The organism is Acinetobacter lwoffii (assembly GCF_024129115.1).
Lineage (GTDB): Bacteria > Pseudomonadota > Gammaproteobacteria > Pseudomonadales > Moraxellaceae > Acinetobacter > Acinetobacter lwoffii_T.
The window spans coordinates 80,619-94,885 of record NZ_JAMXXO010000008.1 but is presented as its reverse complement, the minus strand read 5'-3'; the positions used below and the strand labels follow the sequence as shown (position 1 = coordinate 94,885).

Sequence of the window (14,267 nt, the reverse complement as noted above, 5' to 3'; positions counted from 1 at the left end):
GATTCAACAAAAAGTTCAACCTTTATTGAATCACTTTTGTGGATAAGGGAGAGGGCGATGTGGGCATTAATACTTGAAGGGCTGGTTATCGGAGTGCTATTGGGTTTGACTGGTGCCGGTGGCGGTATTCTGGCTGTACCGGCACTGATGGCGAGTCAGGGTTGGACCGTGGCCCAAGCTGCGCCGGTGGGATTGCTTGCAGTCACGCTGTCCGCCTTGGTCGGAACGTTCGAGGGTTTGTTCAAGCGTATTGTGCGTTATCGTGCTGCGCTCTGGATCGCGCTGATCAGTATTCCTTCAGCCCGTTATGGCGTACATCTGGCTGATATCGTTTCTCCGGTCTGGCTAACGCTGGCTTTCAGTCTGGTGATGCTGATTGTGGCTTACCGGATCTTCTTTAATAAAGTGACCGATCATGGCAATGCACCGTGCAAGGTCAATCAAACCACCGGTCGCCTGATCTGGAATGTCAAAACTGCTTCGTTCCTAGCAGGTATTGGTGTCGTGGCAGGTTTATTAACCGGTCTGTTGGGGGTGGGGGTGGTTTTGTCATTGTTCCAGCCCTGCGTAAATTCACCGACCTTGATATGCGCAGTATCGTTGCGACTTCCCTGATGATTATTTTTCTGATTGGTGGGGTGAGTATTTCTGCACACGTGCTGGATGGCTTTCAATATCCTGTTTCGGTTACGCTGACCTTTGTCCTGGCCTGTATTGTCGGGATGTTAATTGGACGCAGTCTGATGCAGCGGATTGACAGTAACAAGGTACAGAAAATATTTGCCACTACCGTGGTTGGGGTGGCGATGTATTTAATCTATTCAGCGCTCATGGGCTAAATAGCCAGTTGGAAATTTAAACTCAAACGCTTTCAATCTACCTGAGCATCGTTTATACAAAATATAATTTTAATGGCCGAGGAAGAATAAAAATGATGAAAACTGCAGAGCAATTGATCCAGAATGCAAAAAGCCGGATTCAGGAAGTCAGCGTAAATGAACTGTTTGAAGCGATGCAAAACCATCAACCAATTGCTCAACCATTTTTATGTCAGCAACATGTCCATTCGATAAAGCAGAACAACTAATTTCACCAAATTGGTTCATCACGATATGTAATTTACAGCCATAAAACCAACCCATAGAACTTTTGCCACGTGATGCGATTTGGGCTAATGATTTATGCCATTGAATACGTTGATTTTTACAAACAGGTAGCGTTGTTGAATCAATCTATAAGTATTGTTTATCTTTGCCTTTCATCAAAGCTACATACAGGGCATGTAGTGCTAATTCATGCCTATTGATCAAGTGAATCATGCGTTGGCAGCAAGGCAAGTGCTTAAATAAAAAGCTTTTATCCAGCTTTAGCCATGTAAAAAAGGCTTTGAAATTATTGAAATGAGAACATTTGTACCAAATGGTGATAAAGCAGATTTCTGAAATTGTGAGCTGAGCATTTCTGATTCTTAGAGAATGATGACTTTGTTTGAGGAACTTCCAATAAGTTGCTTCAAATTTAAGAAAGAAATCATCAATTAAGCAGAATCGGTACTATTGAACATCAGGACTAGAGTTGTGAGTTTGGTTTGGTAACTCAACTGATGGCTCTAGTCCTCTTATTTTTCAAGTCAATTTCTTATCCGTGATTCGGGTTAAATTATTTAAATGATGATTCATTCTGTATTCAGATCTTCATAAATTTAAAGGATACTTATTAGGGATATATTCTGTTTTAGACTTAATTCAGGATGCATAAATGAAGTACTCATTTATACAGCAGGCTTTCACTGGTCCCGTGGACATCGTGGGGGATATTCATGGTGAGATTGCCGCGCTGGAACAACTGATCCAGGTATTAGGTTATGACCGGAATGGTCATCATCCAGAACAGCGCAAACTAATTTTTGTCGGTGATCTATGTGACCGGGGGCAAGACAGTGTTGCGGTGATCAAACGCGTCAAACAGCTGGTAGATGAAGGCTATGCACAATGTGTGATGGGTAATCATGAATTGAACCTATTGACCGATACTTTGCGGGAAGGCAATGGCTGGTTTTTTGGTTCACCGCATCAGGATGATCTGAAACCTTTTGATTCGATCCAAGCCTCAATCAAAGATCGACAATGGATTCTGGATTTTTTAAATAGCTTACCGTTGGCCTTGGAGTCGGAGCAGCTGCGTGTTGTACATGCCTGTTGGCATCAAGGATCAATTGATCAATTACGCAATTCTGGTTTTACTTCGCTTGGCGAAGCCTATGCTGATTTCGTTCAACATACAGCGCTGGATCTGCAAGCCTTAGGTATTAATGAATTCATCCAGATAGAGCAGCAACGCTACCAACACCAGTTCAAAGACCCGGCTGCAACTTTACCTTTATTGCAACATCTCGCAGAAAAAGAGCTACGTGAGCAAATGCACAATCCGATTCGGGTCATTACTTCTGGTGCGGAAAAAATCGCCTTAGAACCGATTTATGCCGGTGGAAGGTGGCGGATGATCGACCGCGTGCCATGGTGGGACAGCTATACCGACCAAATTCCAGTCATTACTGGACATTATTGGCGGAACTTTAAATCTACTGAAGAAAAAACCGGTTTACTCAAATCGATCGATGCACTGCAATGGTATGGACAGCAACAAAACGTATTTTGTGTGGATTATTCAGTGGGTAAACGCTATCTCGATCGTCAACAGGGTGTCGCGTTCAGACATCGACTCGGCGCCTTAAGATTTCCAGAAAATATCTTGAGCTTTGAAGATGGCAATCAGTATTCAGTTCAGCGGTTCTGATGCAAGACAATAGGGGAGATTTTTAATTGACAATTTTCGGATACAAAAAAAGCAGCTTTTCCAGCCGCTTTTTTTACAGAATCTAGATTTTATTCTGCTTCGATTATTTCATAATCATGGGTGATTTCAACACCGCCATCAGACAGCATTTTGCTGGCAGAGCAATATTTTTCAGCAGAAAGTTCTACGGCTTTTGCGACCTGTTTCTCTTTAATCGCTTTGCCGGCCACTACAAAATGCAAGTGAATTTTCGTGAATACTGCCGGAATTGTATCTGCACGTTCAGCCTTTAATTCGCAGCGTACATCGGTAATATCCTGACGAGCCTTCTTTAAAATGGTAACAATATCAAAAGACGCACAACCGCCCAGACCCGTTAAAAGCAGTTCCATAGGACGGGGACCACGGTTTTCACCACCGTATTCAGCTGAACCATCCATGATAAGGCTATGACCACTTTGAGTTTTTGCTTCAAAAGCAACATTCTCTAACCAATGAACGCTTGTTTGCATTGCAACTACCTAAAAAAAGCTATAAATTTGTCAAGTAACTGTACACTAACATAAATTGGGTTGATACGGAATTTCAATCCCACTGTGTGACAAGTTCACATTAGGTCTTGTGCGATCTATAAATTATCCATAATCGGAACTGTTAGCATGACTTCAAACTTTTCACAATTAAGCACTGATGCGCTTTCTCCGGGGCAATTACCAGAATCCGTGAAAGCACTGTTAAAACGTGCATATATTAATCGTTATCCAAAACGTACCACGATCATTGATGCAGGATCAGAATCTAAATCTTTATATTTAATTCTGAAGGGGTCTGTATCTATCATTCTTCGTGAAGATGATGATCGTGAAATTGTCGTGGCATATTTAAATGCGGGTGACTTCTTTGGGGAAATGGGTCTATTCGAGGTTAATCCACAACGTACTGCGGAAGTTCGTACCCGTGATGTGTGTGAAATTGCCGAAATTACCTATGAAAACTTTCACGAAATTAGCAAGCAATATCCTGATCTGAGCTATGCAGTATTTGCTCAATTAGTACGCCGCTTGAAAAATACCACACGTAAAGTCACTGATCTGGCATTTATTGATGTTTCAGGCCGGATTGCACGTTGTCTGATCGACCTGTCTTCACAGCCAGAAGCGATGATTTTGCCGAATGGCCGTCAGATTCGTATTACCCGTCAGGAAATTGGTCGCATTGTTGGCTGTTCCCGCGAAATGGTCGGACGTGTACTAAAAACCCTGGAAGAGCAGGGCATGATCGAAACCGATGGTAAAGCCATCCTGATCTTTGATGCTTCATTAGAAGAAGCATCTGAAGCAGTGGCAGATGGTGCCATAGACGAATAATCCAGATATTAAAAAGCAAATCTTCGGATTTGCTTTTTTTATGCGTCATTACTCAATACATAAAAATTTAGAACAAGCTTCTCAGAAAAGATGATTTAAGTCTCCCTTATAATTCCGATAGGCTATAGCCCACTTGATCTCAATTCACTGAATAAAATTCACAGGATGTTTTTATGCAATTCAGACCATTGGCGGATACCGGCATTTTTTTGCCAGAAATTTGTTTGGGCACCATGACCTTTGGTGAGCAGAACACACAAGAACAGGCTTTTCAGCAACTGGATTATGCTTTAGATCAGGGAGTGTATTTCTGGGATACTGCGGAAATGTACCCGGTACCGCCAAAACCTGAAACGCAGGGTGCTACCGAGCGTATTATCGGGAACTGGATCGCTGCCCGTGGTGGCCGTGACAAACTTTTTTTAGCCTCAAAAATTGCCGGACCCTCGCAAGGTGGTAGCCATATCCGGGATGGAAAAACCCGTTTTGTTGCCGATGAAATTTCAGCAGCGATTGACCAGTCGTTGTCACGCCTGCAAACGGATTATATTGATCTGTATCAGTTACACTGGCCGCAACGCCCAACCAATTTCTTTGGCAAGCTGGGTTATGGCAATGCTGAAGCGGCAGAAAATCGTGCCGTCACAGATCTCGAAGAAACCCTGACTGCCTTGCAGGATGAAATTAAAAAAGGTCGTATCCGTTATATAGGCCTTTCCAATGAAACCCCGTGGGGCACGATGAAGTTCCTGCATCTCGCAGAAAAATTAGGTTTGTCCAAATTCGTCAGCGTGCAAAATCCCTATAACCTGCTGAACCGTACTTATGAAATTGGCATGTCAGAAATTGCCCAATATGAAAATGTAGGCTTATTGGCGTATTCACCTTTAGCATTTGGTTATTTGACCGGTAAATTCCGTCATGGTGCGCGTCCCGCCAATGCGCGTGTAACACTGTTCTCCCGCTTTAGCCGTTATAGCAATCCGCAAAGTGAATGGGCAACCGAGCAATATGCCCAGCTGGCAGAACAGCATGGTTTAAATCTCACCCAATTGGCTTTAGCCTTTATCAAGCAGCAGTTCTTTGTGACCAGCACGATTATTGGTGCCACCAATCTGGATCAGCTGAAAGAAAATATTCAGGCATTTGAAATTGATCTGTCTGAGGAAATACTGAAAGGTATTGAGGCAATTCACCGTCAGCAACCGAATCCGGCACCATAATCATGGTGTTGTTATTTTAAAGCACCCTCCAAGCGAGGGTGTTTTAATTTTATGAGAAATTAAATTTGATGATAAACAACATGGCCGGAAAACAATAAAAGCAGCATAATCGAAATAAGACGCATCAAGATGATTTGATAAAAATGAATAGTGAAACAGGTATTTCTAAATCCCAAGTATTAGCTATAGCAGTATTCAACTTAGCTGAGCAGTTGCAACTGAAAGAATTCGAACTTGCATTGATTCTGGGTTTATCTGAGGCGGAATTATCTCTGGTTATAAATGAAAAAGAATTAGAACCAGATACTACAGCAGGCGAAAAAGCTATAGCTTTAGTAAATATCTATCAAAAGTTATTTAGCTTGCATGGTGGAGACTTGAGCTGGATGCGCCATTTTATCAATTCACCTAACAAGCTTTTGAATCATCAAACGCCAAGATCCTTGATGCAAACAGAACATGGTTTGAGTGAAGTATTGCGATTACTAGGAAGGTTGCAACCGTACTAAAAATATCTCTCTATTCTCTACTAAGCTGAAAAATAGCAGAGTAAATTAAATAAAATATGAATTGTTTATCTTCACCTTAAAAATTCTTCTAACCTCACTTGAAATATGATTTGATCACACCAATATTATTATTAAAGACTGTCTAATATTTATATTAAGTTTTTGAAAAATATATAAAAATGATTTGAAATTTTATCAAGTGCACCCATATATCCATCAAGTAGAAAATTTGTTGTGAGGAATAACAAGAATGCGTTTTGAAAAATTTACCAATCGCCTGCAGCAAACCCTTTCCGATGCGCAATCGCTGGCCATGAGTAAGGACCATACTTCGATTGATGGAATCCATATCTTGGCCACCTTGATGGATGAAGCATCCAATGTCAGCCTGCTGCAACAAGCTGGTGCTAATCTGCGTGAGTTACAGACCAAGCTGCAAACAGCGTTGAGCAATGCGGCCACCCTGACTAATCCATCAGCAGATATCAACCTCAGTCCTGAAGCGGCAAAAGTATTGCATTTGGCAGACAGCTTTGCGCAAAAAGCTGGAGATGAATTTTTATCTACAGATTGGGTGCTGTTGGCACTGGCAGAAACAGGAAATACAAAAACCTTATTAAATAGTGTTGGCGTAAAGGCAGAGACTTTAAGCCAAGTGATTAATCAATTTCGAGGCGATGAAAAAGTCATGAGCAATAATCATGAAGATCAGCGTGATTCACTGAATAAGTACACCATTGATTTAACTGAACGTGCGTTGGCAGGCAAGCTTGATCCTGTGATTGGCCGTGATGATGAAATCCGCCGTACCATTCAGGTCTTATCACGCCGTACCAAAAATAACCCGGTACTCATCGGTGAGCCAGGGGTCGGTAAAACTGCAATCGTCGAAGGTCTGGCGCAGCGGATTATCAATGGTGAAGTGCCTGAAGGACTCAAAGGTAAACGTGTTTTATCACTTGATCTGGGTTCTTTGCTGGCCGGTGCCAAATACCGTGGTGAGTTTGAAGAACGCTTAAAAGCCGTTTTAAAAGATATTGCCAAACATGAAGGCGAAATCATCCTGTTTATCGACGAGTTGCATACCTTGGTGGGTGCCGGTAAAGGTGATGGCGCGATGGATGCCGGTAACATGCTGAAACCTGCGCTGGCCCGTGGCGAGCTGCGCTGCGTCGGTGCGACCACACTGGATGAATATCGTCAGTATATTGAAAAAGATGCAGCGCTGGAACGTCGTTTCCAGAAAGTGCTTGTCGATGAGCCAAGCGTAGAAGATACCATTGCGATTCTGCGTGGTCTGAAAGATCGCTATGCGACCCATCACGGGGTACAGATTCTGGATTCAGCCATTATTGCTGCTGCGAAAATGTCACACCGTTATATCACCGACCGTCAGTTGCCGGATAAAGCCATTGACCTGATTGATGAAGCAGCATCGCGCATCAAAATGGAACTCGATTCTAAGCCAGAAGCTTTAGATAAACTGGAACGCCGTCTGATTCAGTTAAAAATGCAGCTGGAAGCGGTGAAAAAAGATGAAGACTCAGGTGCCAAAGCTGAGATTCAATACTTGTCCGATCAGATCGCCACAGTTGAAAAAGAGTATCATGACCTGGAAGAAGTCTGGCGTGCAGATAAAGCGCTGGTCGAAGGCAATAAAGACGTACAGATCAAACTGGATCAGGCACGTACAGCACTTGAAAAAGCGCAACGTGAAGGTGATCTGGGCGAGGCCGCGCGTTTGCAATATGGCGTGATACCAGAGTTGCAAAAGCAGCTTGAACTGGCTGAAAAAGCCGATGAAAGCGCAACGCCAAAATTGCTGCGTAACAAAGTCACCGACAATGAAATTGCTGAAGTAGTGAGTGCTGCGACCGGTATTCCGGTTGCGAAAATGCTGCAAGGCGAGCGTGACAAATTGCTACATATGGAAGAATTCCTGCATAACCGTGTAGTAGGGCAAGATGAAGCCGTGGTGGCGGTATCCAATGCAGTACGCCGTTCACGTGCCGGTCTGTCAGATCCGAACCGTCCAAGTGGGTCATTCCTGTTCCTGGGGCCAACGGGTGTCGGTAAAACAGAATTGACCAAAGCCTTGGCGAATTTCCTGTTTGACAGCGACGATGCCATGGTGCGTATCGATATGTCAGAATTTATGGAAAAACATTCGGTCAGCCGTTTGGTTGGTGCGCCTCCGGGCTATGTCGGTTATGAAGAAGGTGGGGTGCTTACTGAAGCCGTACGTCGTAAACCGTATAGTGTGATCTTGTTTGATGAAGTCGAAAAAGCGCATCCGGACGTATTTAACATCTTGCTACAGGTACTGGATGATGGCCGTTTAACTGACTCGCAAGGCCGGGTAGTGGACTTTAAAAACTCTGTGATCGTCATGACTTCGAACCTGGGTTCGCAGGATGTACGTGAATTGGGCGGTAATGCCACTAAAGAAGAAGTCCGTACGGTGGTGATGAATGCGGTATCGGAACATTTCCGTCCGGAATTTATCAACCGTATTGATGAACTGGTAGTGTTCCATGCGCTGGAAAAAGACCAGATTCGCGGTATTGCCGATATCCAGTTGGACCGTTTACGTCAACGTCTGGCAGAACGCGATATGCGCTTGTCGGTAGATGACAGCGCTTTCGATCAGCTGATCGAGGCCGGTTTTGATCCATTGTATGGAGCACGTCCACTGAAACGTGCAATCCAGCAGCGGATTGAAAATGGTCTGGCGCAGAAAATCCTGGGCGGAGAATTCCAGCCGGGCGATACCATTCTGGTGAAAGCTGAAGCAGGTGAGTTAATCTTTGAAAAAATGAAACTTAACTAAACCGCTTCTCCTTGCAACAAAAAACCCAGCCTAGGCTGGGTTTTTTTTAATCTTATTTTAAACTTCGAGCATTGCAACACTTTTGTATTCTTGTTGCGGCGAGCTTTAAAGCATGGCTTAAAAATCAGCTCAGGGAAAATAAAGAAGATATCAATCGTGATAAAGACAGTTAATTCATCATCAAATTACACTTGCGGATGACGGATTTTCCAGGCACGGTGAATCTTTTGATTCCGCTTGAAGTCAGGTCCAATGGTTTCCTGGGTAATTTCTTCAACATCAAAGAACGCCAGAATTTCTTCATCCATCTCAAAACCACGATAGTTATTTGAGAAATACAAAGTACCATCAGTCGTTAAGCGGTTCATGGCACGTTTTAACAGGGATAAATGGTCACGCTGTACGTCAAAAGTCCCGTAGAATTTCTTCGAGTTCGAGAATGTTGGTGGATCAATGAAGATCAGCTCATATTGCTCATGACCTTCTTTCAGCCATTCGAAACAGTCAGAGGCAAAGAACTGATGCTGTTCATCTGCATGATCTACGGTTAGGCCGTTCAAGACAAAGTTTTCTTTTGACCAGTTCAAATAAGTATTCGACAGATCGACGCTGGTCGTGCTTGCAGCACCGCCCAAGGCAGCATGTAAACTTGCGGTTGAGGTATAGCTGTACAGGTTCAGGAAGTGTTTGCCTTTGGCTTCACGTGCAATACGTAAACGCATTTGACGGTGGTCCAGGAACAGACCGGTATCCAGGTAATCGGTCAGGTTGACCAGAATCTTGGCCTTGCCTTCCTGTACGATAAAACGCTTGGATGCTGTACTTTGTTTGGTGTACTGGTTTTTACCTTCCTGACGCGCACGCGTTTTGATAAAGATCGCATCACGACCCAGACCTGTTACTGCACGAATCGCTTGTAGTGCCAGGTTAAAACGTTTCTTGGCTTTTTCCGGATCAATGGTTTTAGGTGGCGCATATTCTTGTACATGCAAACGCTCGCCATACAAATCTACTGCGACGTTAAAGTCAGGTAAATCTGCATCATAGAGACGTAAACAATGGATCTGTTCCTTGACTGCCCATTTTTTTAGAGCTTGCATGTTTTTGGTCAGACGGTTGGCAAACTCCATCGCACCTTCAATCGGCTCAAACTGCTGAGGCTGCCAGCTTTCTAGGAATGGACGTACCACAGCGGCCGGTTTAACCGTACCGAAGCGGATATAGATCGGCAATTTACCATTCATCAAACGCAGGATTTGCGGATCATTAAAGGCCAGCACATCGGCCTGTTCCACTTGGGAGGCAATCACTGCCGCTTTTTGATTCGGGAAATTCTTTTGCAATAAAGCCGATAAACCGAGGTATAAAGAACGGTTTTGCGCTTTATCGCCGAGACGTTCGCCATATGGCGGGTTGGTCACGAAGAATACTTTCTTGCCTTCCGCATGGAAATCAGGCCAGTCATTTAAAGTCCGTTCTTCGATCATGATATTGTCGAGTGCTGATTCAAAACCCGCCGCGATAATATTTTGTCTGGTGGCTTTCACAGCTTCCCAGTCTGCATCGAAAGCATAGAATTGTGGTAATGGATTTTCCATTGCCGCTTGATGACGTTCAGCAGCTTCGGCCTTGATGCTCATCCACAGTTCATGGTCATGGCCATTCCAGCCATTAAAACCGAAACGACGGACCAGACCCGGTGCACGGTCGGTCAAAATCATTAGGGATTCAATAATAAAGGTACCTGAACCACACATTGGATCGACAATGATGTCCGGATTTAACGCTTTTAAACCACCTTTTTGCAGAATCGCAGCGGCCAGGTTTTCCTTGATTGGGGCGTCAGTCATAAAGCGGCGATAACCGCGTTTATGCAAAGAGTCGCCAGACAGGTCCAGGCAGTAAGTATGTTCTTTCTTGCCTGCCAGAATATACATGGTAATTTCAGGCTGTTTGGTATCAATGCTTGGACGTTTGCCTACGGCTTCCATAAAGGAATCTACGACACCATCTTTGGCACGTAAAGTCGCAAACTGGGTATTGACCTTGATATCACGTTCGACATGCAAACGAATCGCAAAGGTACTTTGTGGTGCAAAAATCAGCGACCAGTCAAAGCTGAGAGCCCCTTCATAGAGTTCTTCTGCCACATCACGGGCATCATGAGAAAATTCAATTTCATGCGTGTGGATCGGCATCAAGACACGTGAAGCCAGACGTGACCACATGCAGATACGATAAGCATTTTCCAGTGTACCTTTAAAGGTTAAACGGCCTGGAAAACGCTCAATATTCTGAACACCTAAGCCTTGTATTTCTTCTTCTAATAAGGTTTCCAGACCATCGGCACAGGTGACCCAATAATTGCTTAAACGTGGAGAGGTATTCATATAATAGAGAGACCAAAAAAGATAAATAAAAAACTGCGCTAAGTTTACCGTATTTTTATATTGAAAGCTTTTGAAATTCTCTGAAAGGCCGTGGCATGTGATAGAGAAAAATAATATTCACACTATAAATTGAGGAACTGGTATGCATTTTGCTCTATACATGGCAAATCAGGCGGTCAGTCGATGGGGAGCGATGGCTGCCTGATTTTTCAATTTTATAATGGGGGTTAAGATGTTAGAGAATCAGTTACGCAACCATGACGCTTTTTCAGTGGCCACTTTAATCTATGCGCGTTTACGACGTGTTTCAGGTCGGGTGATTGATGCAATTTATCTGGCAGAGAACCTGGATTATGCCCGGCATGTGATTCAACTGGCAGAGCAGACCCAAGACCCAGATTTGAATCATCTGATCCAGCGCCTGAAAATGGTACTGGAGATTTCGGAAACAGCACAAGATTCACCAACAGAATCTGCACACCCAAGCCAGCAGGAAGGGCTGATCTCGGTCGAACCGGATGAAGACGATATCTATCGTGCACAGGTGTCACATCGTTATATTGGTGCACTGCGTTAAACCTGAGATGGGTGTGAATGCTCCAGACTGAAGCGCCCGTTGGTTTTGTACTTAAAATCAGCAAGATGCAAATCGGGTTAAATTATCTTATTGAAAAAATACAAAGGAATCTGATTTTCTATTTTTAGTGTTCAGATGCTTTTTGTACAAGTAGCAGCGTGGCCAACTATAAAAATTCGCCAATCTCTGTATAATATGTTGACTTAACGCATAAGGAATCTCTCATGCACTTGGCGGCATTGCATACACCGAGCCAGATTCAACTCAATAAAGAAGGTAATCTAAAACACTTCTTGACCATCGAAGGTCTTTCTAAAGAAACCCTGACAAAAATATTGGACACTGCGCAGTCCTTTTTTAATGACCAAAATCAGCTGATCACCAATAATTTGCTCGAAGGTAAAACGGTGATGAACCTGTTCTTCGAAAATTCTACCCGTACCCGCACCACCTTTGAAGCCGCTGCCAAGCGCCTTTCTGCCAACGTTCTCAATATTGATATTGCCCGTTCGAGTACTTCCAAAGGTGAAACCCTGCGTGACACGTTATGGAATCTGGAAGCCATGGCGGCCGATATTTTCGTGGTGCGTCATTCATCTTCAGGGGCAGCGCATTTTATTGCCAAGGATGTCTGTCCAACAGTGGCAATTATTAATGCCGGTGATGGCCGTCATGCGCATCCGACTCAAGCGATGCTGGACATGCTGACCATTCGCCGCGAAACCAATAAAAAATTCGAAGAAATGTCGATTGCCATTATTGGCGATATCAAGCATTCACGTGTCGCGCGTTCAGATGTGGCTGCCTTGCAAACTTTAGGTTGCCAGGATATCCGGGTGATTGCACCGAATACCTTGCTGCCATTGGGTTTTGAAGAATATGGCGATGGTGTTCGTCTATTTAACAATATGGAAGACGGCATCAAAGACTGCGACGTGATCATTACCTTACGTATTCAAAACGAGCGTATTGATTCTCCGGCACTGGCCTCGCAAGCAGAGTTCTACAAAATGTATGGCTTGAATAAAGAACGTCTTGCCATGGCCAAACCGGATTGTATCGTGATGCATCCGGGACCAATGAACCGCGGCGTTGAAATCGACTCAAGTATTGCGGATGGTCCGCAATCTGTGATTTTGAAGCAGGTGACCAATGGTATTGCCGTGCGTATGGCGGTGTTGGCTTTATCGATGCAAGGCCAGTTACAAGAACAAGGTTTGATTGAAGCGATTGCGGGTTAAGGAATAAGTCATGACTATTGTAAAAATTGAAAATGTCCGTGTTCTTGATCCAATCCAAAACACTAATTCTATCCAGACCGTGTATCTGGAAAATGGAAAATTCGTTGCAGAAACAGCAGACGTCTCTGAAACGATTGATGGTCAAGGTAAATGGTTAATGCCAACCATGGTCGATTTGTGTGCGCGTTTACGTGAACCGGGTCAACAGCAACACGGTACGCTTAAGTCTGAAGGAAAAGCGGCACGTGAAAATGGCATTTTGCACGTATTTACGCCACCCGATTCAAAGCCAATCGTACAAGATAATGGTGCGCTGATTCACGGTCTGGTCGAAAAAGCCATGCTGGATGGTGGGATCTATCTTCAAGTGATTGGTGCGCAAACCCAAGGCTTAAATGGTCAACAACCGGCAAATATGGCGGGCTTGAAAAAGGGCGGTTGTACTGCGGTTTCCAATGCCAGTGCGCCGTTTGCCAATGATGATGTGGTACTGCGTACCCTTGAATATGCTGCAGGCTTAGACCTGACGGTGGTGTTCTATGCGGAAGAACCACAAATTGCCAAAGACGGCTGTGTGCATGAAGGGTTTATTGCATCACGTCAGGGCTTGCCGATGATTCCGGCACTGGCTGAAACCGTGGCGATTGCCAAATATCTGTTGATGATTGAATCAACCAAAGTACGAGCACACTTTGGTCTGTTGTCTTGTGGTGCTTCGGTGGAATTGATCCGTATTGCCAAGGAAAAAGGCTTACCGGTGACCTGTGATGTGGCCATGCATCAGTTACATTTAACTGATCATTTGATTGATGGATTTAACTCTCTTGCACATGTGCGTCCACCGCTTCGTTCTGAACAGGACAAAGAATTACTGCGTCAGGGTGTAAAATCAGGTGTGATTGATGCGATTTGTACTCATCATGAACCGCTAAGCAGCTCTGCGAAAATGGCGCCGTTTGCTGAAACGCAGCCAGGTTTCACTGCTTTTGATACCTATGTGCCTTTTGGTCTGCAACTGATTCGTGAGGGGTTGTTGACTCCACTGGAATGGGTGGAAAAAGTGACCCTAGCTCCGGCTCGTGTTGCACAAATGGCAGATCGATGGATAAATGAATCAGGCTGGGTGCTGCTAGATCCGGAACTGGAATGGACCCTGAATAAAGAAAGCATCGTGTCACAAGGTAAAAATACCCCGCTAATTAATCAAAAAGTGTTAGGTAAGGTAAGTCACATTTTTTTTAAATAGTTACTAGTAATTTTATATAGATTAAAAAAATCGACTTTAGTCGGTTTTTTTATAAAAAAATGGTTAATAATTGTAGTTTTGTGTATAT

10 protein-coding genes and 2 pseudogenes are annotated in these 14,267 nt (G+C 43.9%); 9 read left to right on the top strand and 3 right to left on the bottom strand.

Going from position 1 to position 14,267, the window contains the following annotated elements:
- Positions 1-57: 57 nt before the first annotated feature.
- Positions 58-839 (top strand): annotated as a pseudogene (locus NI470_RS08385) (sulfite exporter TauE/SafE family protein).
- Between the two features lie 168 nt (positions 840-1,007).
- Here NI470_RS08385 and NI470_RS08375 read toward each other — a convergent pair.
- Positions 1,008-1,538: pseudogene (locus NI470_RS08375) on the bottom strand (transposase); the annotation flags it as partial.
- Between the two features lie 220 nt (positions 1,539-1,758).
- Here NI470_RS08375 and NI470_RS08370 point away from each other — a divergent pair.
- Positions 1,759-2,796 (top strand): metallophosphoesterase, encoded by a 1,038-nt coding sequence (locus tag NI470_RS08370; protein WP_005262073.1) that lies wholly within the window; start codon positions 1,759-1,761, stop codon positions 2,794-2,796.
- Positions 2,797-2,885: 89 nt separating this feature from the next.
- On the opposite strand, the gene NI470_RS08365 is transcribed toward NI470_RS08370, so the two are convergent.
- Positions 2,886-3,308: an OsmC family protein gene (locus NI470_RS08365; protein WP_253148123.1), complete on the bottom strand. Its 423-nt coding sequence runs from the start codon at positions 3,306-3,308 to the stop codon at positions 2,886-2,888.
- Positions 3,309-3,455: 147 nt separating this feature from the next.
- On the opposite strand from NI470_RS08365, the gene crp reads away from it, so the two are divergent.
- The 4 genes from crp (at position 3,456) to clpB (ending at position 8,725) form a co-directional block, all read left to right on the top strand.
- Positions 3,456-4,163, top strand: coding sequence for a cAMP-activated global transcriptional regulator CRP (crp, locus tag NI470_RS08360; RefSeq protein ID WP_004280141.1), 708 nt, complete (start codon positions 3,456-3,458; stop codon positions 4,161-4,163).
- Between the two features lie 173 nt (positions 4,164-4,336).
- Positions 4,337-5,386: an NADP(H)-dependent aldo-keto reductase gene (locus NI470_RS08355; protein WP_253148124.1), complete on the top strand. Its 1,050-nt coding sequence runs from the start codon at positions 4,337-4,339 to the stop codon at positions 5,384-5,386.
- A gap of 143 nt (positions 5,387-5,529) precedes the next feature.
- Positions 5,530-5,895, top strand: a complete 366-nt coding sequence (locus tag NI470_RS08350; RefSeq protein WP_004646580.1) for an antitoxin Xre/MbcA/ParS toxin-binding domain-containing protein — start codon at positions 5,530-5,532, stop codon at positions 5,893-5,895.
- 250 nt (positions 5,896-6,145) lie between these two features.
- Positions 6,146-8,725, top strand: a complete 2,580-nt coding sequence (gene clpB, locus NI470_RS08345) for an ATP-dependent chaperone ClpB (protein ID WP_243474760.1) — start codon at positions 6,146-6,148, stop codon at positions 8,723-8,725.
- Positions 8,726-8,910: 185 nt separating this feature from the next.
- Here the strand turns inward: clpB and rlmKL are convergent, their stop codons facing one another.
- The gene (gene rlmKL, locus NI470_RS08340) at positions 8,911-11,115 is read right to left on the bottom strand and encodes a bifunctional 23S rRNA (guanine(2069)-N(7))-methyltransferase RlmK/23S rRNA (guanine(2445)-N(2))-methyltransferase RlmL (RefSeq protein ID WP_180038903.1); all 2,205 of its coding nucleotides are present in this window, start codon (positions 11,113-11,115) and stop codon (positions 8,911-8,913) included.
- 232 nt (positions 11,116-11,347) lie between these two features.
- Between rlmKL and NI470_RS08335 the strand changes: the two genes are divergently transcribed.
- The 3 genes from NI470_RS08335 to NI470_RS08325 all read left to right on the top strand — a co-directional run bounded on the left by NI470_RS08335 (position 11,348) and on the right by NI470_RS08325 (position 14,179).
- The gene (locus tag NI470_RS08335) at positions 11,348-11,692 is read left to right on the top strand and encodes a hypothetical protein (protein ID WP_004280135.1); all 345 of its coding nucleotides are present in this window, start codon (positions 11,348-11,350) and stop codon (positions 11,690-11,692) included.
- Positions 11,693-11,916: 224 nt separating this feature from the next.
- A complete protein-coding gene (locus NI470_RS08330) occupies positions 11,917-12,933 on the top strand; it encodes an aspartate carbamoyltransferase catalytic subunit (protein ID WP_004280134.1) in 1,017 nt (338 codons plus the stop codon).
- A gap of 10 nt (positions 12,934-12,943) precedes the next feature.
- Complete coding sequence (locus NI470_RS08325) at positions 12,944-14,179, top strand: dihydroorotase (protein ID WP_253148125.1); 1,236 nt, start codon at positions 12,944-12,946, stop codon at positions 14,177-14,179.
- The last annotated feature ends 88 nt before the right edge of the window (positions 14,180-14,267 follow it).